The following is a 25890-nucleotide window of genomic DNA, read 5'->3' as shown; positions in this document are numbered from 1 at the left end:
GAGAGGCCTGCGGGTTCGGCAATGCGGGGGTCAGAAGTCGCCGGCGTTGTGGCGGAGGGGCTCGAGGACGGTCCAGAGCATCTTCAGCTGCTCGTCGGTGAGGCCGGAGACGGCGAAGTCGGCCGCGACCAGATCCGCGGTGGCGCGCTCGACCAGGTCACGACCCGCAGGGGTGATCTCGCACAGGATCGCCCGTCCGTCGTCCGGGTGCGGCGTCCGCGTCACCAGCCCGGCCGCCTCGAGCCGTCGGACGATCGAGGTCACCGAGGTCGGATGCACCTGCAGCCGCTCGCCCATCTTGCCCAGCGGCAGCGAACCGCGGCGCGAGAACGTGAGCAGGACCAGCGCCTCGAACCGAGCGAAGGTCAGCCCGTGCTTGCGGAGGATGTCGTCCAGCTCGTTGATCACGATCTGCTGCGCGCGCATCAGCGACGTGACGGCACGCATCTGCTCGACCGCGCCCCACCGCCGCCCCCACTGCCGCGACGCCTCGTCGATCGGGTCGAACGGCAACGCCCTCTTCCTCGCCATGGGCCGAAGATTAGCCCGACACTAGGCAGACCATGTCGAAACTCAGAGATTCGGACTTCCCCGCCCTCGGGACCGATACCCCCGCCGAACAACTGATCAGCCTCCGGTTCCAGTGGTACAACCGGCAGGCCAACTGGGCCCGGATCGCCTACCGCGGCCTCGGGACCGTCCAGCTCGTCGCCGCCCTGCTGATCGCGGTCTCGGTCGCGTTCGACGTACCGAAGTGGTTCGCGGCCGCGCTCGGTGGCGTGATCGCGCTGGCCGAAGGGATCCGGACGCTGTTCGGGTTCAAGGACTCCTACCCGACCTATCGCCGTACCGCCGAGGACCTGCGGAACGAGGCGTGGCTGTACGTGCAGCGCGCCGGGCAGTACGCGACCGCCGAGGACGCCGGCAAACTGCTGACCCAGCGGGTGGTCGAGGTCAGCCATTCGGAGACTTCCGACTGGGAGGAGGCACTCAAGGCGCGGAGCGTATGAAACTGTCCACGGGCTCTGGCAAGGTGCGGGCATGAGATTTCTCGAGCATGTCCGGGCCGAGAGCGCGCGGCTGGGTGAGGTGGCGCGGATGGGGCTCGACGCGCCCGTGCCCAGCTGTCCGGGGTGGATCGTCGACGACGTGGTCCGCCATGTGGCGCAGGTCTACGTCCACAAGGTCGAGGTGCTGAAGCTCGGCGCCCGCCCCGACCCGTGGCCGCCGGACTTCTCCGCACGCGAGACCCTCGAGTGGTACGACGAGGCTCGCGCGGCACTCATCAGCGCGCTGGAAGCGGCCGGGACCGAGACGGAGACGTGGACGTTCAACCCGCGCGACACGACCTCCACGTTCTGGTACCGGCGGATGGCACACGAGAGCGTCATCCACCGGATCGACGTCGAGCAGGCCCACCACGTCGTCACTCCGATCGACGCCGACCTCGCGCTCGACGGCATCGACGAGGTGCTGTATCCGACCATCGCCGGCCCGTGGTGGGAGGAGGGCGACACGGAGTACCCGATCGACGCGACGCTCCGGATCACCGCGGCCGGCCGCTCCTGGACGATCAAGGCCGACGCGACGAGCGTCGACGTACAGCAGGGTGCGGAGGGCGAGGCGGCGGCGGAGATCTTCGGCGATCCGACGCCGATCTATCTGTGGCTGTGGGGCCGGGTCGGCGAGGACGCCATCCAGACCGTCGGCGACCCGAATGTCGTCCGGGCGTTCCGCGGCAGGATCTCGGAAGCCACGCAGTAGCGATGTCCTCCGCGGGTCTGCCTGTTCGTTCCTTTCACAAGAGACCAGAGTGGTCTCAGCGAGAAGGAGGACTCCGATGGCGCAGTACCTTGCACTGACCTACACCGCTGACGTGGACTGGTGGGCGCCCGAGCAGGCCGAGGAGCTGGCCGAGTACCGCAAGTTCGGCGCCGAGTACGCCGAGAAGCTCAAGGCGAGCGCCGTGCTGCATCCGACCGCGACGGCGACCGTCGTCCGGGTCGAGGGCGCGCGCGGCGGTCCGGTCATCACGACCGACGGCCCGTACGCCGAGACCAAGGAAGCGCTGACCGGCTACTACCTGATCGAGGCCGACGACCTCGAGGAGGCGGTCAAGATCGCGGCCGAGATCCCGGCGGCCTGGGGCGGCGCGGTCGAGGTACGCCCGGTGATCGTTGCTAAATGAGCCGGCGGGCCACCTTGAACGAGCAGTTTGGCGCTGTTGCCGACACGATCCGGATCGAGGGGACGCGGATCCTCGCCACCCTGATCCGGACGGTCGGCGACGTGCAGCTCGCCGAGGACGCCGTACAGGAGGCCGTGCTGGCGGCTCTCGGCGCGTGGCCGGTCACCGGCGTACCGCCTGAGCCGCGGGCCTGGCTGACCGTGACCGCCCGGCGCAAGGCGATCGACATCATCCGCCGCGAAGGCGCCCGCGCCGATAAGGAACGGGCAGGCGCCGAGCTGCAGGATCTCACTCGCCACGACCTCGACGCCCTGGATCCGGATGGCGCCCTCGACCCCGACGAGGTCGTGCAGGACGACCTTCTGCGGCTCATCTTCACCTGCTGCCATCCGTCGCTGTCGCCGCCGACCCGGGTCGCGCTCGCCCTGCGCACGCTTTGTGGGCTGTCTCCCGCGCAGATCGCCGACGTACTGCTCACCACCGAGGTCGCGACGACCAAGCGGCTGGTCCGCGCCCGCCAGAAGATCGCCGCAGCTCGCATCCCGTACCGAGTCCCGCCCGAGACCGAGTTGCCCGACCGGCTGCCGGCGGTCTGTGCGGTCATCCACAGCCTCTACACCGCGGGCCACGCGCCGGCCGAGGGCGAAGCGGCGTACGACGTCGACGTCTGCGCGGAGGCGATCCGCCTGGCCGAGCTCCTGCACACGCTGCTGCCCGACCAGCCCACGCCGACCGCGGTCCTCGCGCTCCTGCTCCTGACCGAGGCTCGCCGACCGGCCCGCATCGATGACGCCGGCGACGTGGTGACCCTCGACCTCCAGGACCGGTCGCGCTGGGACCAGAGCCTGATCACCCGCGGCGTCACGCTCCTCAACGAGTCGCTGGAGCGCTCCGATCGGCAGGCCGACGCGTACCAGCTCCAGGCCGCGATTGCCGCCGAGCACGCCCGCGTCCCGAGCTACACGGCAACCGACTGGCGCGAGATCGTCCGCCTGTACGACCTACTCGTCGAGGTCTCCCCCAGCCCTGCCTCCGAGCTGGCCCGCGTCGTCGCCATCGCCGAAGCCGGCCAGGTCAACGCCGCCCTCGATCTCCTGGACGCCATCCCGACGAGCTCACGCTCGCACGCAATCCGCGCTGAACTCCTCGCGCGCCAGCACCGCTACGCCGAAGCGATCGCCGCGCTGGACCAGGCACTGGACACAGCACCATCCACCCATCCGGAACGGTCCCATCGAGAACGCCGCCGCAGCCACTTCCAGCAACTCGCCACCCCCGAGCACCACCCCAACCCCACCACCTGACAGGTTCCACTCCCTTGGCGACGGCCACCAAACGCCCCAACACGGGTGGATATCCACTCGCGTTGGGGGTTCTCTGCTGGTGTACAAGCAGAGAACCCACCACAGCAGTGGATATCCCCCTGGGATGTGCCAGCCGGAGCCGCGCCGGGGCGCGGGGTCAGTCCTCGTCGGTCCAGTTGCCGCGTTCGCTGTTGAAGATCGACTTGGTCGCGGAGGGGGACGACGATTGACGGGCCTGCGGCGCGGTGGTCGTGATCACCGGAGCAGTGGTGGTGACCTCCTGCGCGGAGTCCATCCCGATCGGGCCGGTGCCGTCGTCGTCGGAGTCCTCGTCGCCCTGCAGTACGTCGACGCTCGCGGACGCGCGCAGTCCGGTGCGCTGGATGACGCGCTGGATGGTCAGGTCGCGGTCGTCCGGCCGGCTGACCCATTTGATCTCACGGAAGCCCTGGTCCTGCGCGGCCGACTCGAAGACGAAGTGGCCGTAGCCCAGCATCCGGCCGATGATCGGCTTCTGCAGCGTGATGTCGAGGACCCGGGCGATCGGGGTGGTGGCGACGGTCTGGGAGAAGACGCCGCGGATCCGCATCACCCGCATGTTGGTGACCACGAAACGGTCCCGATGGTGGGTGAGGAACTGCCAGAAGGCATGGGTCAGCAACACCAGCACGATTGCCAGCAGCACCGGCTGCCCACCGATCCCGGTGGCGGCGATCGTCAGCAGCAGCGCGGCCGCCAGCGCAACCTCGAGCATCGGCACCGAGTACACCACCCAGTGCTGCCGCACCTCGTCGATGACGACCTCGCCCTCGTCCGAGATCAGGTGGCGCCGGACCTTCGGGTCGAAGATCCGGAACACGCCTACTCCGGCCATCCACTCACTCCCCTGGCGCGCTGTTGTGTGACCCCGTACAGCCAAGTGTCCCGCACGATCGCTCGCAACGGGACACTCGAACGGCAGATCAGCTGAACAGCGCGGTCAGGAAGGTGATAACGCTCCCGAACGCGTCGCCGACGGCCGAGAACGCACCTCCCACCGCGTTGGCGGCGTTCGCCGGCTGAGTGAACAGATAGAAGCCGGCAAAGGCGATGAGCGACCAGATCAACAGCTTCTTGGGCATGTCGCCACTCCTTGTTCCTAACCACTCGGTCGACTGTGTTGGAATTTGTATCACGGACCGTCACCAATTGTCACTGACTGAACACAGCCCACCGCACATGCTCACCAGCTACAAGTTCTATTCTGTAACGGATTCGGGGGCAAGGTGGCTACCGGCGCGCCGCCCTGAGACAGCGATCGGTCCGCACCGCGGAAATCCTGCGGCATTTGCCCGAATTCGGCACAACATCCGATGAACGGAAAGCAAAGACACATTGTGACACTGCGTGGTCGAGTGTTCCAGACGGCTCGATAGCGAGACCGACGTCACAAAGCCGCGATCAGCTCGTCCGCCGCAGAATACGGGTCGGTGCCGCCGTCCGCGACCTTGGCCGCCAGTACGTCGAGCCGCGCGTCGCCGTGCAGATGCGCGAACCGGGCCCGCAGCGCCGTCGTCGCGATCGCCTCGATCTCGTCCCGGGCCCGGGACTGCCGGCGCTCGGTGAGGACGCCGTTCCCGCGCATCCAGACCAGCCGGTCCTCGATCGCCTGCACCACCTCGGCGACGCCCTCATTGCGGGAGGCAACCGTCTTCAGGATCGGCGGCGTCCAGGCACCCTCGGCCCGCTCGGCCAGCGCCAGCATCGACCGCAGGTCCCGCGTGACCGACTGGACGCCGTCGCGGTCCGCCTTGTTCACCACGTAGATATCGCCGACCTCGAGGATCCCGGCCTTGGCCGCCTGGATGCCGTCGCCCATCCCCGGCGCCAGCAGGACCAGCGTCGTATCCGCCATCCCGGCGATCTCGACCTCGGACTGCCCGACCCCGACCGTCTCCACCAGCACCACGTCGAACCCGGCCGCGTCCAGCACCCGCAGCGCCTGCGGCGTCGACCACGACAGCCCGCCGAGATGCCCGCGCGAAGCCATCGACCGGATGAACACGCCCCGGTCGGTCGCGTGATCCTGCATCCGCACCCGATCCCCCAGCAGTGCACCACCGGAGAACGGCGACGACGGGTCCACCGCGAGTACCCCGACGCGCTTGCCGGTCTCGCGGTACGCCGAAACCAGCGCCGACGTCGAGGTGGATTTCCCGACGCCCGGCGAGCCCGTGATGCCGACGATGTGCGCGTGCCCGGCATGCGGCGCGAGCGCGGCCATCACCTCGCGCAGCAGCGGGGACTCGTCCTCGACCAGCGAGATCAGCCGAGCGACCGCCCGCGAATCCCCTTCGCGGGCGCGCTCGACCAACTCACCGACCGGCGGCGTACGTCGTGGCATCAGGTCAGTATCAGCTCTCTGGCAGCTCTCGGTCAGCTCTGGGTCTTCTGCGGCACGCGGACGATCAGCGCGTCGCCCTGACCGCCGCCGCCGCACAGCGCGGCCGCACCGACGCCGCCGCCGCGGCGGTTCAGCTCGAGCGCCAGGTGCAGGACGAGGCGTGCGCCGGACATCCCGATCGGGTGGCCGAGCGCGATCGCACCGCCGTTCACGTTGACCTTGTCCTCGCCGACGTTGAGCTCGCGCGCGGACGCGATGCCGACCGCGGCGAAGGCCTCGTTGATCTCGATCAGGTCGAGGTCGGCGGGCTCGATGCCTTCCTTCTTGCAGGCCTTGGCGATCGCGTTGGCCGGCTGGCTCTGCAGCGTCGAGTCCGGCCCGGCGACCGAACCGTGCGCGCCGATCTCGGCGATCCAGCTGAGCCCGAGCTCCTCGGCCTTCGCCTTGCTCATCACGACGACAGCGCAGCCGCCGTCGGAGATCTGCGATGCCGAGCCGGCCGTGATCGTGCCGTCCTTGCCGAACGCGGGCCGGAGCTTGCCCAGCACCTCGACCGACGTGTCACCGCGAACGCCTTCGTCGGCGTCGACCACCAGCGGGTCACCCTTGCGCTGCGGGACCTCGACCGGCACGACCTCGTCGGCGAACACGCCGTTCTTCCAGGCCTCCGCGGCACGCTGGTGCGAACGAGCGCTGAACTCGTCCTGCTCCTCGCGGCTGAGCTTCTCGTCGGCGTTGTTCTTCTGGTCGGTCAGCGCGCCCATGGCCTGATCGGTGAAGGCGTCCCACAACCCGTCGTACGCCATCGAGTCGACCAGCGGCACGTCGCCGTACTTGAAGCCCTCGCGGGACTTCGGCAGCAGGTGCGGCGCGTTCGTCATCGACTCCATGCCGCCGGCGACGACGATCTCGTACTCGCCGGCGCGGATCAGCTGGTCGGCGAGCGCGATCGCGTTCAGCCCGGACAGGCAGACCTTGTTGATCGTGATGGCCGGAACGTCCATCGGGATGCCGCCCTTGACCGCGGCCTGGCGGGCGGTGATCTGACCGCCGCCGGCCTGCAAGACCTGGCCCATGATCACGTACTCGACCTGGTCCGGCGCGACGCCGGCCTTGTCCAGTGCGCCCTTGATCGCGAAGCCGCCGAGCTCGGCGCCGGTGAAGCCTTTGAGACCGCCCAGCAGCCGCCCGATCGGGGTCCGCGCGCCGGCGACGATAACGGTGGTGTTCCGCGTGTCAGACATATCGTCACGATACCTGCGGCGGCACTGGTACGCCGCTGCCCGGACGCGTCAGACCGGTCACACGGATCGTGTCGGCTGGGCCACTTTCGATAGCCCGCCAAAGGGGGTTTGCGCCACGCTGGCGGGATGGATCAGCTGTTCGACGCGATCGACCATGTCGGCATCGCGGTCGCCGACTTCGACGAGGCCGTGCGGTACTACGCGGACGTGTTCGGCATGACCGTTGCGCACGAGGAGATCAACGAGGAGCAGGGCGTCCGCGAGGCGATGCTCTCGGTCGGCGACTCGGGGTCGTCGATCCAACTGCTGGCCCCGTTGTCGGACGCATCACCGATCGCGAAGTTTCTCGACCAGCGCGGTCCCGGCATCCAGCAACTGGCCTACCGGGTCAGCGACCTCGACGCGGTCTCCGAAGTACTGCGCGAACGCGGCGCCCGCCTGCTGTACGACGAACCACGCCGCGGCACGGCCGGATCGCGAGTGAACTTTATTCACCCCAAGTCGGCCGGTGGCGTGCTGATCGAACTCGTTGAGCCACGGATCCAGAACAGGGCGTGACGGCGCGCGCTGAGAGCCTGCCCGGTTGGTCCAGGCGGACTACTCTGTTCAGGTGCTGAAGGACAGCGCCACCGACTCCTTGCACGGTGCGCCGGCCGGGTTCAAGCACGACGCCTTCGTCCACGGAGCGGACGAGGAGTTCGTGCTGCGCGCGGCTGCGTTCATACGCGAGGGGCTGGCGGCGGGGGAAAAGGTCGTAGCCGTCCTACCACCGGAGCGGACTGCGGTACTGCGTGACGCCCTGGACTCGCAGTACTCCGAGGTCACCGTCGTCGACGCGACTGTTGCCGGGGGCAACCCTGCGCGGCTGATCCCGTTCTGGCGCGCCATCCTCGAGCAGGAGCCCGGCCGACCGGTGCGGGGTCTCTGCGAGGCCGCGTACCCGGGCCGGAGCGCCGCGGCGTACGACGAGGTCCTGCTGTACGAGGCGTTGAGCGATATCGCTTTCGCGGCGGACCGTTCGTTCCGGCTCTGTTGCGCGTACGAGGCGTCGGTCGGCATCGATCCGACGGCGACTCATTCCGGCGGAGAAGCCCTTGCGGACAAGACGTTCCGGACGCCGTTGAGCGACGTACCGGATCGTGCCGAGAGATGGGAGTTCGGTCCGGACGAGCTCGGCCAGGTGCGGCAATGGGTCGGCGGGCAGGCCTCGTCGCACGGGGTGTCGCGGGACCGGCTCGAGGACCTGTCGCTGGCGTTGCACGAGATCTGTACGAACAGCATCCGGTTCGGCGGCGGCCGCGGCGCGCTCGCGGTCTGGATCGCGGACGGGTCCCTGATCTGCAACGTGACCGACCGCGGCCGGATCGACGACCTGCTCGTCGGGCGGGTGCTGCCGCCACTCGACGGACTCGGCGGGCGGGGCGTCTGGCTGGCGAACCAGCTGTGCGACCTGGTCCAGCTGCGCTCCGGCGACGACTTCACCCAGGTCCGGTTGTACACCCGGCTGCGGTAATCGGCGGGTAAGACCACTGACAACGGTGGACTGATGAAGTGACGGTCGTCTCAACCGTCGCTCGCTGTGTTACAGGGCACAGCCAGGCGTGCATACTCAGCGGTAAGTTCCGCTCACCAGGCCCCGCTCCCGGAGGTAGATGTGAAGCAGATCCTCGAAGCGATTCTGTCCGGTGACTCCGCTGCCGTCGGCGAGCTCGACGTACCGGAGCACTACCGCGGCATCACCGTGCACGCCGACGAGGCGGGCATGTTCGAGGGTCTGGACAGCAAGGAGAAGGATCCGCGGAAGAGTCTGCACCTGGACGACGTACCGACGCCGGAGCTCGGGCCGGGTGAGGCGCTGGTCGCGGTGATGGCGAGCGCGATCAACTACAACACCGTCTGGACCTCGATCTTCGAGCCGGTGTCGACGTTCTCCTTCTTGAAGCGGTACGGGAAGCTGTCGCCACTGACGGCCCGCCACGACCTGCCGTACCACGTGGTCGGCTCCGACCTGGCCGGCGTCGTACTGCGGACCGGGCCCGGCGTGAACGCGTGGAAGCCGGGCGACGAGGTAGTCGCGCATTGCCTGTCGGTCGAGCTGGAGTCGCCGGACGGGCACAACGACACGATGCTCGACTCCGAGCAGCGGATCTGGGGATTCGAGACGAACTTCGGCGGTCTCGCCGAGCTCGCACTGGTCAAGTCGAACCAGTTGATGCCGAAGCCGGCCCACCTCACCTGGGAGGAGGCTGCGTCACCGGGCTTGGTGAACAGCACGGCGTACCGGCAATTGGTTTCGGCGAACGGCGCCAACATGAAGCAGGGCGACGTCGTGCTGATCTGGGGCGCGTCCGGCGGACTGGGTTCGTACGCAACGCAGTTCGCGCTGAACGGCGGGGCGATCCCGGTCTGCGTGGTGTCGTCACCGGAGAAGGCGGAGATCTGCCGGGCGATGGGGGCGTCGCTGATCATCGACCGGTCTGCCGAGGGGTACAAGTTCTGGAAGGACGAGCACACCCAGGACCAGAAGGAATGGAAGCGGTTCGGGGCGCGAATCCGCGAGCTGACCGGCGGGGACGACCCGGACATCGTCTTCGAGCACCCGGGCCGGGAGACGTTCGGAGCCTCCGTGTACGTCGCGCGGCGCGGCGGGACGATCGTGACGTGTGCGTCGACGTCCGGATTCATGCATGAGTACGACAACCGGTACCTGTGGATGAACTTGAAGCGAATCATCGGCTCGCATTTCGCGAATTACCGCGAGGCCTGGGAGGCGAACCGGCTGATCGCCCGCGGGATGGTGCATCCGACGGTCAGCAAGGTCTACGCGCTGGAGGAGACGGCGCAGGCGGCGTACGACGTCCACCGCAACCTGCACCAGGGCAAGGTCGGCGTCCTCACCCTCGCTCCTTCGGAAGGCCTCGGCGTCCGCGATCCGGCTTTGCGGGAGCAGCACCTGGCGGGGATTAATCGCTTCCGGAACAGGTAGTTGTCCACAGCCCTCGATTGGCTGGTTTCGGGTGGGTTCTGACAGGCTTATGGTGGGGGATTCACGCTGAGCCGCCAGAAGGGAATCTCGGGAGATGCCTGACGAGTCGAGCCTGCCGTTCTTCGACCGCACGGCGACCGCGGCCGGGGGCTTCCCGGTCAGCCGTCGTGGGTACGACAAACAGGCGGTGGACGACTATGTGCGCGCGCTGGAGATGCAACTTGTCCAGGCGCGTAACCGCGCCGACGAGCTCCAGCAGAGTGTCGCGCCGATGCAGCACCAGCTCGAGGAGACGCGGCGCCAGCTCGAAGCCAGCGCCAACCCGTCGTACGCCGGACTCGGCGACCGGGCCGCGCAGATCCTCCGGCTCGCGCAGGACCAGGCGTCCGAGGCGCTCGAGGAGGCCAAGCGCGAGGCCGAGGAGCTGCGGGCGAACGCCGCCAAAGAGGCATCCGCGGCGCGGGCGACCGGTGACCGCGAGGCTGAGGACATCCGCACTGTCGCACTCAACGAGGCCGACAGCATGCGGCGGACCGCTGAGGGCGACGCGGCGGAGGTCCGGCGTACTGCCGAGACCGAGGCAGCCGAGGTCCTGCAGGCGGCGCGGCGCAAGTCCGAGCAGCTGCAGCTGACGGCCGAGTCGCAGTCGAGCACGCTGAAGAACGGCGCGCTGCACGAGGCGGAGAAGATCCGGACCGCGATCCAGCGCGAGTCGGCGGCGCTGCGGGCGCGGCTGGCGGACGAGCGCGAGCAGCAGGCCAAGGAGCTCGCCGACAAGCACCAGCAGATCGCGGCCGACACCGACAGCCTCACCACCCAGATGAAGGAGGCCGCCGAGGCGTCCGAGCGCCGGGTGGCCGAGGCGACCGAGCAGGCCCGCAAGATCCGCTCCGAGGCCGAGGAGTCGGCCGAGCGGACGCTGTCCCGCGCCCGGCGCGAGGCCGAGCAGCTGCTCACCACCGCGCGGACCCGCGCCGAGGCCGAGCTGGCCAACGCGGCCGACGAGGCGGAGCGGTCCCGGACCGTCGTCGCCCGCGAGACCGAGCGGCTCGCGAAGCGCCGCGACGGCATCCTTACCCAGATCGCCGGGCTCAACGAGATCGCCAGCAACATCGCGCGCCAGGCGGCAGAGCTCGACTCCGAGACCGCGGCACCGGCGTACGTCAACCCTTTCGCCCGGCCGAACACCGGCCCCACCACTGGTGGAGCCGGCACGACCGCTAGCGCCGGCGCGGACGATCTGCTGGCAGCCAGCCCCTTCAGCCCGGCCCCCGGTTCGGCGACCGGCAGCCCCTTCGCGGCCACCGAACCGTCGGACGCGCCGTTCAACTCCGGTACGCCGAACCTGGGCGACAGCCCGTTCAACTCCGGTACGACGGACTTGGCCGACAGTTCGTTCAAGCCCGGCGACTCGGCGGACAGCCCGTTCAAGTCCGGCGACTCGGTTGACAGCCCGTTCAAGTCCGGCGCGACGGACTCGGCTGACAGCTCGCTCGATGCCGGTGAGACGGAGTCCGCGCTCGGCGCCGGGACCGCCGGCTCGGCGGCGCCTGGATCGACCAGCGACGACAACCCGTTCCCAGGTGCGACGCCGGCAGCGAGCCGGTACGCGCCGTCGAGCACGTCCGGTGCGCTCGCGGGCGACTCGGCGTACGACGACGGGGACGGACCGTTCACCGGCGCCAGCCCGTTCGTCGGGATCGGCGCCGGCGACGCGCGCGTCGACGAGACCCGCATCGACACCGCTCTGCGCGTTGACCCGAAGGACACGCCCGACCTCGCAGACAAGACGAGCAAGTCCGCCGGCGGACCGGCCGACTCTCCTCTTGCTTCGGTCAACGGCTCCGCTGAGGCTGCCGACTCCGAGGATGCTCCGGCTCCCGACGAGGAGGACGAGCCGAAGGATTCGACGAAGGTTGACGAGTTCCGGCTCGATGACCTCGGCGACGAGGACACTCGTGGCCAGCGGCCGGCCGCCTCGGTGAAGTCTTCCGCGGGCAAGTCGTCCGCCGACGACAAGACCGATGCGGCCACCTCGAGCGCGCGATCCCCGAAGGACAAGATGTGACGCCAGCCGGCGACGACACCTCCACAGCGACCGACCCGGACCTCGCCGAAGCCACTCGCGAAGCGAAGACCGCCGCCGCCCAGGCCGAAGCCGCCGCCGACAAGGCGGACGACTCCGCCGACGAGGCGGAAGCCGCTGCTGGACAAGCCGCCGGCTCGGCGCACGCCGCCGACGCATCCGCCGAGCAGGCAGACGCGTCCGCCGACAAGGCTGACTCGTCTGCCGACAAGGCGGACGAGTCGGCTGAGGAAGCTGCTGACAAGGCAGCGGCGGCGTCCGCCAAGGACGCGGAGGACACCGACGAGAACATCGCCGACGAACTGCTGATCGAGGAGCGGCACCCGTCTGTCGGGATGGGTGTCCCCGGTCCGCCGCTGCGGCGCGGCAACCCGTTCACGTTCGGGTTCTTCGCGGCGCTCGGCGTACTCGTCGCCTGGGGTCTGTGGAACGCGGCCGGCCAGGCCCGTTCGGTGCTGATCCTGCTGCTGGTCTCGATGTTCATCGCCGTCGGCCTGAACCCGCTGGTCGAGTGGTTCATGCGCCGCGGCCTGAAGCGCGGCCTGTCCGTCGGCGTGGTGTTCCTGCTGATGATCCTCGCGGTCGTCGGCGTCGGTTTCGCGATCGTCCCGGTCGTCACGGATCAGATCGACAGCCTGATCAAGAACGCGCCCGGGTACCTCGACCTGCTGCAGAAGTCGAAGACGCTAAACCAGCTGGACGACAAGTACCACTTCATCCAGAAGGCGCAGGACTACATCCAGGACCCGGCGCTGGCGCAGCGTGCGTTCGGCGGCATCCTCGGCGTCGGCAAGGTGGTCGCGAACGCGCTGTTCAACACGTTCACGATCCTGGTCCTGACGCTGTACTTCCTCGCGTCGCTGCCGTCGGTCAAGCGCGCGGCGTACAGCCTGGTCCCGAGCACCCGACGTACCCGCGTCGCGATCCTCGGCGACGAGGTCCTCGGCCGCGTCGGCGGTTACGTCAGCGGCCAGTTCCTGGTCGCGCTGTGCGCCGGCGTCTGCATGTTCATCTTCCTGGAGATCATCGGCCTGCGTGACTACGCCGTGGCGCTGGCGATCGTGGTGATGTTCTGCGACTTCATCCCGATGGTCGGCGGCCTGATCGGCGTCGTCATCGTCGCCCTGATCGGCTTCACCGGCGGCCTGTGGACCGGCCTCGGCTGCCTGATCTACGGCATCATCTACCAGCAGGTCGAGAACTACGTCGTAGCCCCCCGCATCATGCGCCGCGCCGTAGACATCCCCGGCGCCGTAACCGTCATCGCCGCCCTCCTCGGCGGCGCCCTCCTAGGCGTAGTAGGCGCCCTCCTAGCCATCCCCTCCGCCGCCGCCATCCTCCTAATAATCCGAGAAGTCTGGGTCCGCAAAGCCGACGCTTCCTAGCCCGACGCACCAGCCTCGCAACGGCCACGTCGCCGCTGAGATCTCTGTTCGTCAGGCGGAGCGGTTGGCCGCGGCGGTCTGCTTGGCTGGTCGGGCTCGCGTACCGGCACCCTTCGGACGCTGATGATCGCTCTGATGCGATGCGGGCTTTTGAGCCGCTACCTTGTCGGATCGCGCACCCTTCGGCGCAGTCACCTCGACGATTCTGACTGCTCGGCCGTCGGCAAGTTTGATGACGAGGTCGTGGGCGAACTCTTGTTGCGCCTTTCGCATCACCTTCGTTGAGTCGCCCTCGGCTGCCTGCACCAACTGGGAGACGCGTTGGTGGGAAACGCCGAGGACGGTGCTCACGTCCCTGACCGGAACGCTTGCGTCGGTTAACGAGGACGCGACTTCACGGGTGAGTTCACCGACCAGCGTTTCGAGGTCCTTCGCGCGACGACGGAGACCGTCGACAAGGAGCTTCGCTTGCAGTAGATCCTGTCCTTTGGCGGCGATCCCGGAGATTTCGACCGCGACCCGGGAGAGCGGAACGTCGGTCGTCACAGCGATGTACTCGCGGGCCATCTGCTCGGCCTCGTCCAGGCGGCGGGCCTGTGTCAGTCCGTCAAGCTCAGGAATCGCCACCATCCACCACCGGCCGTCCCGCTCAACCGTCACGTCGTAGGTCTTCACTGGCTTGTCCCCTCACATTCAGCGAGTGCCTTGTCGGCCTTTCGCACAACGCCCGGCGAGATCACCCGATGGCCGTCCGGCTGCTCACTGAGCATGGATTTCAGTCTAGGAAGCTAGCCAGTTTCAAGGCAAATCGCATAGACAGAATCAGTTGGTGACGTCGAGGATGAAGTGTTGGGGTGGGGTTAGGCGTTTGTAGGTCTCCAGGCGGATGTAGGACTGCTGGTCCAGCTGTTGCGGTAGGTGGCGGAGGGAGAAGTAGGAGTGCAGGGCTCGGCGGGGGGATTGGGTTTGGTTTCGGGTGCCGCCGTGCCAGAGGTGGCTGTTGAAGATGACGACGGTGCCTGCTTTGCCGGTTAGCTGGATCTGGTCGGGGTGGGGGTCGCCTGGGTTGGGCATCTCGTCGCCGGGCATGGTGCCGCGGCGGTGGGAGCCGGGGACTACGCGGGTAGCGCCGTTCTCGGGGGTGAAGTCGTCGAGCAGCCAGATCGAGTTGCAGACCTCGTACTCACCGGGCTGCACGGGATGCCCGGAGTCCGCGTGGAGAGCTTGGTGACCTTCGCCGGGTAGAGCGGCGCGGCTGTTGAGGGACGACAGCTTGAACTCGCCGAGCACGTGCTGCATCGCGGCCAGCACGCGCGGATGGCTGAAGCAGACCTCGAACTTCGCGTCCTTGTTGACCAAGTCGGCGAGCCGGTCCGTGCCCTTCTCCTGATGTACTTCGAGGCCGGCGCGATCGCCTTCCGCAGCGGTCAGCTCCGCCAGCCGTTTGTTGAGCGCCGACACTTCCTCGAGCGTCAGAACCCCCTCCAGCGGGAGGAACCCGTCCCGGTCGAGCTGGTCCTTCTCGGCCTGCGTCAGTACGTCATCCGTCACGCCGAGATCCCGCAAAGCCGTCGCCATATCCATCGCCATATCCATCAGGGTCTCCTTCCCAAGATGCACGAATCGATGCCAGCATCAATCCGGCGTACCCAGGAAACAATGCAGAAGGCGACAGGGCTTATGCACAAATCGCTACGACTGCTCGGCGCCGGCGTACACACCGCCGCACCCGGCAAGGACTACCCGCTGCACGCGCACACCACGTGGGAGCTCGTGTACTACGTCCGTGGCCGCATCACCTGCCCCGTCGGCGAAGAGACGTACGCCGCGACGCCCGGCACCGTACTGCTGACTCCGCCGAGCACCTGGCATGCCGAACAGAGCCGCACGGGATACGCCAACCGATTCCTCCAGGTCGACGCCGCGGCCGCCCACCCGTGGCCCCGCCTGTGCTACGACGACGCCGATCACACTCTCGGCCGAGTCTTCGACGCCCTCGTACGCGAGAACAACGAAGAGCTCCGGACGCTCCTCCTGTCCGAGCTGGACCTCCGCCTACGCCGCTCAGCCACGGCCCCACCCACGACCCCAGCTGAGCAACTAGTCATCGAAGCAGAACGCATCTTCGAAGAGCGCTTCGCCGGCGGTCTCAGGATCGCCGCCGTCGCCGCCGACCTGGGCATCTCCCCGTCCGGCCTCCGCGCCGCGTTCACCCGACTTCGCGGCGCCAGCCCTCAAGCCGCACTCCAAGCGGTACGCCTACGCCACGCGCTCTCGCACATCCGCAACTCGACGCTCCCGCTGCAAGCGATCGCCGACCTGACCGGCTACCACTCCGTCAGCCACCTGACCCGCCACGTCAAGGCCTCCACCGGCTCACCACCTGGTGCCCTCAGACTTCGCCCTTGAGCAGTGAGCCGATCCACGCATCGACGCGTTGCCCGCGATGCACCAGCCGCTTACGCAACTGCCCCTCCATCACGAAGCCGGCCTTCTCCGCAACGCGACGCGACGCATCGTTGCCGATCTCCGCGCGCCACTCGATGAGCTCCAAGCCCTGCGTCTCGAAGGCCCACCCGCAGACCGCCCGCACGGCCGCCGGCGCAACGCCCCGGCCACGCGCGGCCGGGGCCGTCCAATAGCCGACCTCCGCAGTACCGTCCCCGCGCAGACCGAGCCCGACGCGCGCGACCCGCTCACCGGCCTCCTCGACCACGAACTCGACCCGCTGGTCATTCCCGATGGCAAGGTGCTCAACGAAGTACTGCGCATGCTCCATCAGGTACGGCGAGGGCACGCCGACGTACTGCTGCAGCACGGGGTCCTGCGACACCTCGTACACCCACGAGACGTCCCCCATCGTGAACGGCCGCAGCAACAGCCGGCCTGCGCTGATCACGAGAAGGCGGCGCAGACCGTCGTGAGCTCGATGCCGCGTTCCTCGATCGCCTTGCGAATCTCGGGATCGGTGACGAGCTCCTGGTCGGACAGCCGATACTCCTCGGCCCAGCGGTACGTGTAGGACCCGGGCTTGTGCAGCGCGCCGAGCTCAGGCTCCGCCGCCGCGCAGTGCGTGACGAGCAGATGCACTCCCGGCGTCAGCTTGTCCAGGTACTCGAGCAGCCAGGCCCTCTTCACGTCCGCGTCCCGATCGCTCAACGTCTCGATCGACGCGAACCGCTGCGACTCCACCTCGCCATAGATGAACGGCTTCCCCGCCGCACTCGACACCTCGTCGTACGCCGCGGGCGTCGCCGACTGACCCATGTGTACGTCGAGGTACTCGATCGGCAGCCCCTCCGCCGCGAACTTCGCGACCTGCGCCGTCAGCTCACGCACCGCGTCCTCATGAGTCACCGCCGCCTGCGCCTCAGCCACCGACCGCAGGAACGTCCCGTCTTCCCCCACCAACGACGCCCCATCCGTCAACGGCCGCCACCGCAGGAAGTCCCACTCACACGTCAACGTCTGATGCACGCCCAGCGGAATCCCGAACTCCCGCCCCAACGCCGCCGCCTCGGTAAACCAAGGACAAGCCGCCATCGTCGAAACCTGCGTGACGATCCCATCCCGAAACGCCTCCACCGTCCCGACGTTCACAGCGTGAAGCATCCCAAAGTCATCCGCCTGCACAACCAACCGAACCTCAGCCACGCCCACTCCATCCCTAGCCGACAGAACCGCCTACGACCGTACTTCGTGCACCCCGGCAACCGCACGGATGTCCACGTAGGAGAGATCTACGGGCCTGCGAGCTTGGATACCTCGGGGGCTTGGTTGGTGTGGAAGGCGCAGGCCCGGGGGTAGGAGGCTAGGCAGCCTCGGGTGGTCATCAACGCTGTGTAGTAGTCGATGTAGCGGAAGCCGTAGGTTTCGCCTCGGGCGAAGGCTTGGTGGCGGATGGCGGAGACCCAGCGGTAGAAGGCCTCGTCGGGGATGGGGACGTAGAGGGACGGGGTGAAGCCCTCCATGTCCTCCCAGTTCTCGGCGTGGAGGAAGCTGCGTACGCCGTGCCGCGGGAGCTCGGCCAGCTTGGCGACCAACTCGGGGTACGGCGTGGCGAAATCGTCCGTGGGGTCGATCGGCAGGCCGGCCAGGAAGCGGGCGCGTTCGGCCAGGACGGCGGCGTTCTCGTGGTCGCTGTGGATGGAGTGTTTCCAGTGGGTGATGATCGTGTCGGGCTGCTTCTCGCGGATGATCCGGGCCAGCTCGAGCGCCACGTCGTCGCTCGCAGGCAGGAATCCGTCGCTCTGGTCGAAGACCACGAAGTCCGCGCCGATCGCCTCCGCGAACGCCGTACCCTCGGCGATCTTCTGCTTCTTGTACGCCGTGGGCGTCATCCGCGGGTGACCGCGTTCGCCCGGCGTCAGCGCGACGATCGTGGCCGACGCGCCTTCCAGGGTCAGCTTGGCCAGCGTCGGCCCGGCGGTCAGGTCCATGTCGCCGATGTGCGCCCCGATGGCGAGCACATTTCTGTTCACAAGGATCTCCTCATTTCAGGCCACTGAGTACGACGCCGCGCACGTAGTACTTCTGGAACAGCAGGAACACGACCAGCACCGGCAGCGTGCTGATCACCAGCCCGGCCATGACGATCGGCATCGTGCGGTCGGGGTCGAGGAAGCTCTGCAGCAACTGGATGCCGACCGGCAGGGTCTGCAGCGAGGGATCCGAGGACGAGATCAGCAGCGTCCAGATGTACTCGTTCCAGGTCCCGATGAACGTGATCAGCCCGAGCGTGATCGCGACCGGCTTGGTCTGCGGCAGCACGATCAGCCGCCAGGTTTGCCACTGGTTCGCGCCGTCGATCTTGGCCGCCTCGAGCATCTCGTCCGGCAGCGACACCATGAACTGCCGCATCAGGAAGATGCCGAACCCGCTGACCGCGAACGGCAGGATCAGCGCGATCAGACTCGTCGTCAGCCCGCCGTCGCCGCCGCGGCCGAGGATGTCGTTGCCGCCGGCAAGCGGCCAGTTCAGCATGATCAGGAACGTCGGGATCAGCAGCAGGAACGGCGGCAGCATCATCGTCGCGAGGATGAACCGGAAGATCACCGCTCGCCCGCGGAACCGCAGCTTCGCCAGTGCGTACCCGGCCATCGACGAGGTGACCAGCACCGAGATCGTCACCGACACCGTGACGATCACGCTGTTCCGGAACAGCCGCAGCAGTTCCAGCTGCGAGAACGCCTCACGGTAGTTGTCCAGGTTGAACGACGACGGCAGGAGCTTGTACGGAATCACGCCGTACTCCCCCGGCCCCTTGAACGAGCTCATCACCATGTCGAGGAACGGCATCACCATCGCCACCCCGCCGAGGATCACCACCAGGTACGCGAACCACGGGAACTTGCCGCGCCGCTTCACGAGGTCTCCTCTCCGCGCCGCCGGGCGATCCACAGCTGCAGCAACGTAATCGCGAGGATGATCACGAAGAGCACCATCGCCATCGCGCTCGCCGTTCCCCACGCGCCGAACTTGAACGCCCGTTGGTACATCTCGAACGCCGCGACATTGGTCGCGTTCACCGGCCCGCCGTCACCCGTCATCACGATGATCAGCGCGAACGACTGCAACCCTCCGATGAACTGCGTGATCAGCACGAACAGCAACGCCGGCCGCAGCAACGGCAACGTGATCGACCAGAACATGTGCCACGAGTTCGCCCCGTCCACCTCGGCGGCCTCGTAGTACATCTCCGGGATCGCCTTCAGGCCGGCGGTCAGGATCAGTACGGCGCCGCCGATCGAGGCCCACGCATGGACGACGGTCACCGACGGCAGCGCGTACGACGAATCCGACAGGAAGCCGACGCTGTTCACACCGAGCTTGTTCAGTACTGCGTTGATCAGGCCGGCCGGCTGGTACATCATCTTCCACACGTTGCCGATCGCAACCACCGTGGCGACGACCGGCAGGAAGTACAGCACCCGCCAGAACCCCTGGAAGGACAGCCGGTCGATGCAGTAGGCAACCAGCACCGAGCCGAACGTTGCCAGGAACACCGATCCGAACGCGAACAGCAACGTGTTGACGAGGATCGGCTTGACGAAGGTCCCGTCGAAGCTCAGCACGTCACCGAAGTTCGAGAACCCCGCCCACTTCAGCGTGCTGAGGTCGAACCCGCCCCAGTCCGAGAACGCCAGCACGATCGCGAAGATGAACGGCAGGATCAGGAACACGCAGAAGAACAGCAGCGCCGGAGAGAGGAACAGGTACGCCGCCAGCCCCTCGCGGTGGAGCTTCCCGACCCGCCGGGCCGGCGCCGCCAGAGCGCCGACCCCGCTGACCGCGGTTGTCATTGCGGCTTGACGGCCTTCGCCGCCTGCGCCAGCGCATCGTCCGGATTCTTGCCATCAGCAAGCACCGTCATGATCGCGTTGTGCAGCCCGGTCTTCGCCTCGTACGCGCCCGGCTGGTTCGGCTCCGCCATCGCGTACGTCGCCGCGTCGTAGATCGGCGCCAGGTTCGGGTCGGACAACGACTTCTTGTACTCCGCCTGGTCGGCCGTCCGCGGCGGGATCAGGCCCTGGTCGGCGAGCCACTTGCCGGTCTCGGTGACATCGCCACCCGAGGCCTTGTGCTCGTTCATCCAAGTCAGGAACTTCCACGCCTCGTCGGCGTGCTTGCTGCGCTGGTTCACGCCCATGAAGAACCCGTACGCCAGCGAGCCCTTGCTCCCCGGAGTCGGACCGGGGATCGCGGTCACGCCGACGTCCGAAGCGTACTTGTCCTTCATCTGGGTCTTGAGGCTGCCGATCCACCAGCCGGCCTGGAGCGCCATCGCGACGCCGCCGCTGCGGAACTGCTTGGTCGGCGAGATCGAGGTGTTCGACGCCTTCGCGGCCGCGAGATCGCCCTCGAACTTCAGCGCCGCCTTGCCCTGGTCGTTGTCGAACTGCGGTGTGCCGTCCGCACCCAGGAACTTGCCGCCGGCCGAGTCGAGCAGCGACAGGAACGGGTGTACCGACTTGTTGTCGCCGTCCTGGATCAGGCTCAGGCCCTCGACCTGGATGTTGCCCTTGGCATCCCGCTTCACAGTCTTCTTCGCGTCGTCGGCGAGCTCGGCCCAGGTGGTCGGCGGCTTGGTGATGCCGGCCGCGGCGAGGATCTTCTTGTTGTAGAAGAGCACGTAGGTGTTCAGCTCGGTCGGATAGCCGAGGAGCGTGTCACCGGTCGTCACGGCGCCGAGCGCGGCCGGGCTGTACTCCGCCTTGATCTTGGTCGCGATGTCGTCCGGCACCTTCGCCACGACGTTCGCCTTCATCAGCTGTCCGCCCCACAGGCCGTAGGCGCTGACGATGTCCGCGCCGCGGCCGCCGGTCTGCCGGACCGTCATCGTGGTGAGCAGGTCGTCGAACTTGACCACCTGCGCCTTCACCTGGATCTTCGGGTTGTCCTTGTTCCACTGGGCGATCATCTTGTCGAGCCCGTCCTTCGACGGGCCGTCGCTGTAGTGGCTGAGCAGCGTCAGCTCGACCTTGCCACCACTGCCGGAGCCACCGCCCGAGTCGCCGCTGCCGCCACAGGCAGCGGCCGAGGCCAACAGCCCGGCGACGACCGCGAGTCGCAGTCCCTTCGAGATACGCATGTGTGTTCCTTAAGCGTCGGACCGGGCAAGAGGCGCCCGGAGGATGGTGAACGTGCGGGTGATGTCGAACCCCGTCTTCAGGTACAGCTGCCCGGCCGCGGACTTCTCGCCGGTCCACAGGAACCAGGCCGAGTGGGCGCCGGCGGCAACCATCCGCTCGAGCGTCAGGTGCAGCAGCACCTTCCCGAGCCCGGTGCCGCGCGAGACCGGCAGTACGCCGAACGGCCCGAAGCGGTCGATCACCCCTTCATAGGTGCCATGCATCGCCCAGCCGAGGATCGCCCCGCCGGGGTTGCGCGCCACCACAATGCGCTCCAATGGCAGACCGGACACGACGCCCTCGCGGATCGCGCGCGCCCAGTCCGGGTTGAACTCCACGCCGGCGATCGTGATCAGCGCGGTCAGCTCGTCGTCGGTTGGTATACCAAAGCTGTAGCCCTCGGCCGTCAGCGCGTCGATCCGCTTGCGGACCTCGTCCGGAATGGCATACCCGACCAGACTGCGGTCCATCGCAACGGCGTCGTACTGCCGCTCGAAGCCGAGATCAGCCAGCAACCGGGCGGCGGACGGGTAGCGAGCGCTGTCGAGACCGGGGAGGAAGTAGTTCGGCGTGTACGACGAGAAGAAGACCTCGGACCGCCCGTTCGACCGCAGCCAATCCATTGCCGCCGACAACAACGAGCGACCGATCCCGCGACCGCGGTACTCCGGATGCACAAAGAAGAACGGGATCCACCCGGCCGCCGGCTCGAGGTCGTCCGCGTCAACCGCGATCAACCGCCGGACCGCGTACGCCGCGCCGACGATCTGATCATTGATCACGGCCACCTGCAGACCGGCCGCGTCGAAGTTCCGGTCGAGCAGGAACAGGTCACGGAACCGCTGGTAGCTGATCGGATCGGCCGGCGCCGCAGCCGTCCAGGCCGAAGCCAATGCCGGTCCGTCGCCGACCTGGAACGACCGAACCGTCACACCGGAAGGCGGCGTCGAGCCGGAGGCTGTCATCGGGCAGTCCCTTCGTAGAGCAGCACGTCAGGTCGCACCCACCCGGAAGGCGTGGTTGCCGCAGGCAATAGATCGATCGGGTCGTCCCCGGCCTCGAGTGCCTTACGCAGCGAGTCCGAGCCCCACAGCCTGTCGAGCGACGGCAGCATCCCGAAGTCGTCCGGATACAGCTCGTTCAGCACGCGAAGCATCACCAGCGCGGTCCGCACCGGCTCGAACGCATCCCGATCGACAACGTGAAGCTGTACGCCGGACACCGCCTGACCGGCGTACTTGCTGAACACCGGCTCGAACCAGGTCCGCCGGAAGATCACGCCGGGCAGCCCACACGCGGACAACGCCGGGACGAGCCGATCGTCGACGTACGGCGCCCCGATCGTCTCGAACGGCCGCGTCGTACCGCGGCCCTCGCTGAGGTTCGTCCCCTCGAACAAGCCCGTGCCGGGGTATACCAAAGCTGTGTCCGGCGTCGGCATGTTCGGCGACGGCGGCACCCACGGCATACCGGTCCCGGACGACGAGCGCGTCCAGCCCTCGACCGGGATGACCGTTGCCTCACCCAACTGCCGGGCCAGCTCGCCGACGGTCAGCCCGTGCCGCAAGGGAATCGGCGCCCGTCCGACGAAGCTCTCGAACCCCGGCTGCAGCAGTGGACCTTCGACCCGGACCCCGCCGAGCGGGTTCGGCCGGTCGAGGACGACAAATGGCATACCAAGCCGCGCCGCCGCCTGCTGGCAGTCGTACATCGTCCAGACGTAGGTGTAGAACCGCGTCCCGATGTCCTGGATGTCGAACAGCAGCACGTCGACACCGGAGAACAGGTCGTCGAGCTCCCGCCCGTGCCGAAGATAGGTGTCGAAGACCGGGAGCCCGGTGTCGGGATCGACACCCTCGCCTTCACTCGCACCCGCTTGCGCCGTACCGCGGAGACCGTGCTCAGGACCGAACAACGCCGTCAACGGCAGACCGGCCGCACGCAACGCGACCGAGGTCGGCGTGAGGTCCGGCAGTACGCCGGTGAAGTTCGTGATCAGTCCCAGGCGCCCGTCGGGCACCAGCCCCCGGTCCTCGGCCAGACGCTGCGCGCCGGTCCGGACCACCATCGCCGCCACCACCAACCCAGATCTTGGATCCCGCAGGAACTGGGTTGAAAACTTACCGATGTTGTCAGGTGGAGGTCAATGGATTACCGACAAACGTTTACCAGAGTCATCCGAGGAACGGCGTGAGCGCGGCGAGGAAGTCGTCGAGCCGCTCGGCGTGGACCCAGTGCCCGGCCTCGGGAACCTCGGCGTACTGGACCTGCGGGAAGTAGGCGGCGATCGTCGCGCGATGGTCCTGCTGCACGTAGTCGGACTTCCCGCCGAAGATGAACAGCGTCGGCCCGTCGTACCGCAGGCCGGCAGCCTCCGCCGGCCAGCCGGAGATGGCCGGCAGCGCGGCCTCGATCACCGGAAGGTTCGGCCGCCACCGAGCACCGTCCGCGTCGAGGATCAGGTTCTGCAGCAGAAACGCACGGGTCCCCGGGGTGGGTACGGCGTCGACCAGTTGCGCGTCCACCTCCGCACGACGGGCAACCGAGGACAGGTCGGCGTTCCGCATCGCCTGCGCGTACTCGACGAAGGCGGGCGGATACTCGACCGGAGCCGCATCGACGACGACGAGGCGCTCGACCACCTGCGGGTACTGCAGCGCGGTCAGCATCGCGGTCTTGCCACCCATCGAGTGCCCGACCAACGCGACCGGCCCGACCCCGAGCGACTCGATAGTCTCGCGGACGTCGGCGGCCATCTCCGGATAGCTCATCGTGTCGACGTGCGGCGAGGTCCCGTGATTGCGCAGGTCGAACGCGAAGACCCGGTGCTTGTCGGCGAGCCGGCGCGCGGCGGTCATCCAGTTCCGCCCCGAGCCGAACAGCCCGTGCATCACCACGACCGGCGAACCGGTCTCGCCGTACGACGTAACCGGAAGCTTCATGCAGACACCTTTCCGTGCCTAGATCAACGGCTCCGTTGCCAGCACGCGGTGTGCCAGTGGCGCCGCTCGTCGAGCGACTGGGCGCCGCCGATCGCGCCGAGCAGGCTGGGGTTGTCCGGCCACACCACGACATGCGGCGTGACGGGCGGGATCAGCTGGTCGCAGCCCGGGCAACGGTACGACTTCGCGGACGCGGACCCTGACACCCGCCGGACGTTCCACTCACCGCCGGCCTTCTCCTCACGCGACTGGGTACCACCGAGCAGCGGCCGGTCATTGACCGGCCGCTGCCACTTGGAAGGCCTTCTGCGCGACATAGCCCCTCAAGGCTAGCCGTATGACCTAGGTCACGAGCTGCGGGCGACGGCGTACGCCGCGCACCCGATCAGCTCCATCGAGACCTGGAGCCGCTCGAGGCTGACGTTCTTCGCGATGGTGTCCTCGGGCGAGTGGTACGGCGGTTCGAGGTACGACGGCGCGAGCTCGCCCCGCCAGGAGAAGTTGGCCGCCGCGATCCCGACCTCCTGGAAGGACTGGTGGTCGGACGCGCCGCGCTCGACCGGTCCGACCAGTTGCGCGTCGTACCCGAGCCGCTGACCGGCCGCCCGCACCGCATCGGTCGCAGTATTGGCGAGCCCGGTGAACGACAGCAGCCAGTACGTGACGGCCGGATCCCAGCTGGTCGCGACCATGTCGTTCTGGAAGACAGCCCGATAGCGGTCGCGCTGGGCCTGCGGCAACTGCGCCACGTGGTACCGCGAGCCGATCAGGCCCTGCTCCTCCGAGCCCCAGAGCGCGAACCGCAGCGTCGCATCAACAGGGATCCGGCTGAACACCCGCGCCAGCTCCATCGTGAGCACCGTGCCCGAGCCGTCATCGTTCGCCCCGGGCGCACCGATCACCGAGTCGTAGTGACCGCTCACCATCACGATCGGACCGTCGGATTTCCCACGCCGTTCGCCGATGACGTTGTTGGAGATCAGCCCGCGGTACGCCGCCGTACTGATCCGCAGCGGTAACGCAGTGACGACCGCCAGCGCCTCGCGAATCAACCGCTTCTGCACCTGCGCAACACCGATCACCGGAATCGGCGCACCGGTCAGACCGCTCGGCGAGAACGCCGACGCCCGACGCGGGAACACCTGATCGGCAGGCAGCAGGATCACACCGACCGCACCCCGCGCAGCAGCCTCCGCGACAAACGCCGGTCGAGCCGCCGCGGTGTCGTCCGCGATGACGATCGCTCCCGCGACATCGGCCGGCCAGACCGGTGCACTGGCAGGACCGACGTCACGCACCGGGCCTTCGACGGTGACGTCCAGCTTGCCGCCCGGCGCTGCGCCGGCCTGCCAGCACAGGTCGTCCGGCAGCATCCCGCGGATATCGGTGATCTGGGCAAGGAACTTGTCCGCTACCGGGAACGGCTCGAGCTTCGTCCGGTAGCCGAACTTGTCGAGCTGTCCCGCGATGTAGTCGGCCGCACGCTTCTCGCTCGGCGTGCCGCCGATGCGTGGGCCGATGCGCTCCGACAACACCTGTAGGTGCTGCAGGGCGCGGTCGGAGGACAGGCCCGACACGATCTGCCGGTCGTACTTGTCCAGCTTCGGCCGGGTCACCGCCCCCGGCCGAAGCTCGTCGGCACCCCATGCGGGTGCAACAGGAACGGCGGTTGCGGCGGCGACGCCGGCAATGAGCAATCCACGGCGACTCAGACCGGATCTGTCGGTCATGAAGGTCTCCT

Annotated in this window: 28 protein-coding genes; 10 read left to right on the top strand and 18 right to left on the bottom strand. The window is 67.9% G+C overall.

Annotated features, from left to right (window positions below; all coding sequences use genetic code 11):
* Nucleotides 1–30: 30 nt before the first annotated feature.
* A complete protein-coding gene (locus EV645_RS36365; RefSeq protein ID WP_130448833.1) occupies nucleotides 31–531 on the bottom strand; it encodes a MarR family winged helix-turn-helix transcriptional regulator in 501 nt (166 codons plus the stop codon).
* A 32-nt stretch (nucleotides 532–563) separates the two neighbouring features.
* Between EV645_RS36365 and EV645_RS36360 the strand changes: the two genes are divergently transcribed.
* The 4 genes from EV645_RS36360 to EV645_RS36345 all read left to right on the top strand — a co-directional run bounded on the left by EV645_RS36360 (nucleotide 564) and on the right by EV645_RS36345 (nucleotide 3492).
* A complete protein-coding gene (locus EV645_RS36360; RefSeq protein ID WP_130448831.1) occupies nucleotides 564–1010 on the top strand; it encodes a DUF4231 domain-containing protein in 447 nt (148 codons plus the stop codon).
* Nucleotides 1011–1041: 31 nt separating this feature from the next.
* Nucleotides 1042–1764, top strand: coding sequence for a maleylpyruvate isomerase family mycothiol-dependent enzyme (locus tag EV645_RS36355; protein WP_130448829.1), 723 nt, complete (start codon nucleotides 1042–1044; stop codon nucleotides 1762–1764).
* 76 nt (nucleotides 1765–1840) lie between these two features.
* Nucleotides 1841–2188 (top strand): YciI family protein, encoded by a 348-nt coding sequence (locus EV645_RS36350; RefSeq protein WP_130448827.1) that lies wholly within the window; start codon nucleotides 1841–1843, stop codon nucleotides 2186–2188.
* A gap of 14 nt (nucleotides 2189–2202) precedes the next feature.
* A complete protein-coding gene (locus EV645_RS36345; protein WP_198682101.1) occupies nucleotides 2203–3492 on the top strand; it encodes an RNA polymerase sigma factor in 1290 nt (429 codons plus the stop codon).
* 157 nt (nucleotides 3493–3649) lie between these two features.
* Here EV645_RS36345 and EV645_RS36340 read toward each other — a convergent pair whose 3' ends face one another.
* From EV645_RS36340 to EV645_RS36330, 4 genes are all read right to left on the bottom strand, one after another.
* Nucleotides 3650–4366 (bottom strand): PH domain-containing protein, encoded by a 717-nt coding sequence (locus tag EV645_RS36340; protein WP_130448823.1) that lies wholly within the window; start codon nucleotides 4364–4366, stop codon nucleotides 3650–3652.
* 88 nt (nucleotides 4367–4454) lie between these two features.
* Nucleotides 4455–4613: a hypothetical protein gene (locus tag EV645_RS42455; RefSeq protein WP_166678426.1), complete on the bottom strand. Its 159-nt coding sequence runs from the start codon at nucleotides 4611–4613 to the stop codon at nucleotides 4455–4457.
* A gap of 305 nt (nucleotides 4614–4918) precedes the next feature.
* The gene (gene meaB, locus EV645_RS36335) at nucleotides 4919–5875 is read right to left on the bottom strand and encodes a methylmalonyl Co-A mutase-associated GTPase MeaB (protein ID WP_130448821.1); all 957 of its coding nucleotides are present in this window, start codon (nucleotides 5873–5875) and stop codon (nucleotides 4919–4921) included.
* 32 nt (nucleotides 5876–5907) lie between these two features.
* A complete protein-coding gene (locus EV645_RS36330; protein ID WP_130448819.1) occupies nucleotides 5908–7119 on the bottom strand; it encodes an acetyl-CoA C-acetyltransferase in 1212 nt (403 codons plus the stop codon).
* 126 nt (nucleotides 7120–7245) lie between these two features.
* On the opposite strand from EV645_RS36330, the gene mce reads away from it, so the two are divergent.
* The 5 genes from mce to EV645_RS36305 all read left to right on the top strand — a co-directional run bounded on the left by mce (nucleotide 7246) and on the right by EV645_RS36305 (nucleotide 13576).
* Entirely contained in the window at nucleotides 7246–7677 is a 432-nt protein-coding gene (gene mce / locus EV645_RS36325) for a methylmalonyl-CoA epimerase (RefSeq protein ID WP_130448817.1), read from the top strand.
* Between the two features lie 52 nt (nucleotides 7678–7729).
* Nucleotides 7730–8632: a sensor histidine kinase gene (locus tag EV645_RS36320; RefSeq protein WP_130448815.1), complete on the top strand. Its 903-nt coding sequence runs from the start codon at nucleotides 7730–7732 to the stop codon at nucleotides 8630–8632.
* A 141-nt stretch (nucleotides 8633–8773) separates the two neighbouring features.
* Nucleotides 8774–10105 (top strand): crotonyl-CoA carboxylase/reductase, encoded by a 1332-nt coding sequence (gene ccrA, locus EV645_RS36315; RefSeq protein WP_130448813.1) that lies wholly within the window; start codon nucleotides 8774–8776, stop codon nucleotides 10103–10105.
* Between the two features lie 94 nt (nucleotides 10106–10199).
* Complete coding sequence (locus EV645_RS42985; RefSeq protein WP_242000881.1) at nucleotides 10200–12173, top strand: transposase; 1974 nt, start codon at nucleotides 10200–10202, stop codon at nucleotides 12171–12173.
* The gene (locus EV645_RS36305) at nucleotides 12170–13576 is read left to right on the top strand and encodes an AI-2E family transporter (RefSeq protein ID WP_130448811.1); all 1407 of its coding nucleotides are present in this window, start codon (nucleotides 12170–12172) and stop codon (nucleotides 13574–13576) included. Before EV645_RS42985 ends, EV645_RS36305 begins: the two co-directional genes overlap by 4 nt.
* A 51-nt stretch (nucleotides 13577–13627) precedes the next feature.
* On the opposite strand, the gene EV645_RS42450 is transcribed toward EV645_RS36305, so the two are convergent.
* Complete coding sequence (locus EV645_RS42450) at nucleotides 13628–14251, bottom strand: type II toxin-antitoxin system HicB family antitoxin (protein ID WP_198682100.1); 624 nt, start codon at nucleotides 14249–14251, stop codon at nucleotides 13628–13630.
* Between the two features lie 147 nt (nucleotides 14252–14398).
* A complete protein-coding gene (locus EV645_RS36295; protein WP_242000880.1) occupies nucleotides 14399–15172 on the bottom strand; it encodes a phytanoyl-CoA dioxygenase family protein in 774 nt (257 codons plus the stop codon).
* Between the two features lie 63 nt (nucleotides 15173–15235).
* On the opposite strand from EV645_RS36295, the gene EV645_RS36290 reads away from it, so the two are divergent.
* A complete protein-coding gene (locus EV645_RS36290) occupies nucleotides 15236–15985 on the top strand; it encodes a helix-turn-helix transcriptional regulator (RefSeq protein ID WP_198682099.1) in 750 nt (249 codons plus the stop codon).
* Here EV645_RS36290 and EV645_RS36285 read toward each other — a convergent pair.
* From EV645_RS36285 to EV645_RS36235, 11 genes are all read right to left on the bottom strand, one after another.
* Nucleotides 15969–16475 (bottom strand): GNAT family N-acetyltransferase, encoded by a 507-nt coding sequence (locus EV645_RS36285; protein WP_130448807.1) that lies wholly within the window; start codon nucleotides 16473–16475, stop codon nucleotides 15969–15971. The genes EV645_RS36290 and EV645_RS36285 overlap by 17 nt on opposite strands.
* Nucleotides 16472–17209: a carbohydrate deacetylase gene (locus EV645_RS36280; protein ID WP_277877155.1), complete on the bottom strand. Its 738-nt coding sequence runs from the start codon at nucleotides 17207–17209 to the stop codon at nucleotides 16472–16474. Before EV645_RS36280 ends, EV645_RS36285 begins: the two co-directional genes overlap by 4 nt.
* Before the next feature lie 107 nt (nucleotides 17210–17316).
* Entirely contained in the window at nucleotides 17317–18057 is a 741-nt protein-coding gene (locus EV645_RS36275) for a PIG-L deacetylase family protein (RefSeq protein WP_130448803.1), read from the bottom strand.
* Nucleotides 18058–18067: 10 nt separating this feature from the next.
* On the bottom strand, nucleotides 18068–18943 hold the full coding sequence (locus tag EV645_RS36270) for a carbohydrate ABC transporter permease (RefSeq protein WP_198682098.1): 876 nt from the start codon (nucleotides 18941–18943) through the stop codon (nucleotides 18068–18070).
* Nucleotides 18940–19878, bottom strand: coding sequence for a carbohydrate ABC transporter permease (locus EV645_RS36265; protein WP_130448801.1), 939 nt, complete (start codon nucleotides 19876–19878; stop codon nucleotides 18940–18942). Before EV645_RS36265 ends, EV645_RS36270 begins: the two co-directional genes overlap by 4 nt.
* Nucleotides 19875–21167 (bottom strand): extracellular solute-binding protein, encoded by a 1293-nt coding sequence (locus EV645_RS36260; protein WP_130448799.1) that lies wholly within the window; start codon nucleotides 21165–21167, stop codon nucleotides 19875–19877. The genes EV645_RS36265 and EV645_RS36260 overlap by 4 nt, the downstream gene beginning before the upstream one ends.
* Before the next feature lie 9 nt (nucleotides 21168–21176).
* Nucleotides 21177–22172, bottom strand: a complete 996-nt coding sequence (locus EV645_RS36255; RefSeq protein ID WP_130448797.1) for a GNAT family N-acetyltransferase — start codon at nucleotides 22170–22172, stop codon at nucleotides 21177–21179.
* Nucleotides 22169–23275 carry an exo-beta-N-acetylmuramidase NamZ family protein gene (locus EV645_RS36250; protein WP_130448795.1) on the bottom strand — a complete coding sequence of 369 codons (1107 nt, stop codon included), beginning with the start codon at nucleotides 23273–23275 and terminating at the stop codon, nucleotides 22169–22171. Before EV645_RS36250 ends, EV645_RS36255 begins: the two co-directional genes overlap by 4 nt.
* A gap of 106 nt (nucleotides 23276–23381) precedes the next feature.
* Nucleotides 23382–24149 (bottom strand): alpha/beta fold hydrolase, encoded by a 768-nt coding sequence (locus tag EV645_RS36245; RefSeq protein ID WP_130448793.1) that lies wholly within the window; start codon nucleotides 24147–24149, stop codon nucleotides 23382–23384.
* A gap of 23 nt (nucleotides 24150–24172) precedes the next feature.
* Entirely contained in the window at nucleotides 24173–24466 is a 294-nt protein-coding gene (locus tag EV645_RS36240; protein WP_130448791.1) for a hypothetical protein, read from the bottom strand.
* 30 nt (nucleotides 24467–24496) lie between these two features.
* Nucleotides 24497–25879, bottom strand: coding sequence for a M28 family peptidase (locus tag EV645_RS36235; RefSeq protein ID WP_130448789.1), 1383 nt, complete (start codon nucleotides 25877–25879; stop codon nucleotides 24497–24499).
* Between the last annotated feature and the right edge of the window lie 11 nt (nucleotides 25880–25890).

Origin of the sequence: Kribbella rubisoli (assembly GCF_004217145.1) — a bacterium.
In the GTDB taxonomy this organism is placed as follows: domain Bacteria; phylum Actinomycetota; class Actinomycetes; order Propionibacteriales; family Kribbellaceae; genus Kribbella; species Kribbella rubisoli.
The sequence above is the reverse complement of the archived record's forward strand: the minus strand, read 5'-3'. Positions and strand labels throughout refer to the sequence as shown.

Bases quoted from the DNA above. Each gene is read 5' to 3' on its own strand.
- EV645_RS36250 (WP_130448795.1), bottom strand. From the start codon at position 23,275: ATGGTGGTCCGGACCGGCGCGCAGCGTCTGGCCGAGGACCGGGGGCTG.
- meaB (WP_130448821.1), bottom strand. From the start codon at position 5,875: ATGCCACGACGTACGCCGCCGGTCGGTGAGTTGGTCGAGCGCGCCCGC.
- EV645_RS42985 (WP_242000881.1), top strand. From the start codon at position 10,200: ATGCCTGACGAGTCGAGCCTGCCGTTCTTCGACCGCACGGCGACCGCG.
- EV645_RS36290 (WP_198682099.1), top strand. From the start codon at position 15,236: ATGCAGAAGGCGACAGGGCTTATGCACAAATCGCTACGACTGCTCGGC.
- mce (WP_130448817.1), top strand. From the start codon at position 7,246: ATGGATCAGCTGTTCGACGCGATCGACCATGTCGGCATCGCGGTCGCC.
- EV645_RS36330 (WP_130448819.1), bottom strand. From the start codon at position 7,119: ATGTCTGACACGCGGAACACCACCGTTATCGTCGCCGGCGCGCGGACC.
- EV645_RS36340 (WP_130448823.1), bottom strand. From the start codon at position 4,366: ATGGCCGGAGTAGGCGTGTTCCGGATCTTCGACCCGAAGGTCCGGCGC.
- EV645_RS36235 (WP_130448789.1), bottom strand. From the start codon at position 25,879: ATGACCGACAGATCCGGTCTGAGTCGCCGTGGATTGCTCATTGCCGGC.
- EV645_RS36350 (WP_130448827.1), top strand. From the start codon at position 1,841: ATGGCGCAGTACCTTGCACTGACCTACACCGCTGACGTGGACTGGTGG.
- EV645_RS36360 (WP_130448831.1), top strand. From the start codon at position 564: ATGTCGAAACTCAGAGATTCGGACTTCCCCGCCCTCGGGACCGATACC.
- EV645_RS36265 (WP_130448801.1), bottom strand. From the start codon at position 19,878: ATGACAACCGCGGTCAGCGGGGTCGGCGCTCTGGCGGCGCCGGCCCGG.
- EV645_RS36245 (WP_130448793.1), bottom strand. From the start codon at position 24,149: ATGAAGCTTCCGGTTACGTCGTACGGCGAGACCGGTTCGCCGGTCGTG.
- EV645_RS36255 (WP_130448797.1), bottom strand. From the start codon at position 22,172: ATGACAGCCTCCGGCTCGACGCCGCCTTCCGGTGTGACGGTTCGGTCG.
- EV645_RS36355 (WP_130448829.1), top strand. From the start codon at position 1,042: ATGAGATTTCTCGAGCATGTCCGGGCCGAGAGCGCGCGGCTGGGTGAG.
- EV645_RS42455 (WP_166678426.1), bottom strand. From the start codon at position 4,613: ATGCCCAAGAAGCTGTTGATCTGGTCGCTCATCGCCTTTGCCGGCTTC.
- EV645_RS36260 (WP_130448799.1), bottom strand. From the start codon at position 21,167: ATGCGTATCTCGAAGGGACTGCGACTCGCGGTCGTCGCCGGGCTGTTG.
- EV645_RS36365 (WP_130448833.1), bottom strand. From the start codon at position 531: ATGGCGAGGAAGAGGGCGTTGCCGTTCGACCCGATCGACGAGGCGTCG.
- EV645_RS36240 (WP_130448791.1), bottom strand. From the start codon at position 24,466: ATGTCGCGCAGAAGGCCTTCCAAGTGGCAGCGGCCGGTCAATGACCGG.
- EV645_RS36295 (WP_242000880.1), bottom strand. From the start codon at position 15,172: ATGGATATGGCGATGGATATGGCGACGGCTTTGCGGGATCTCGGCGTG.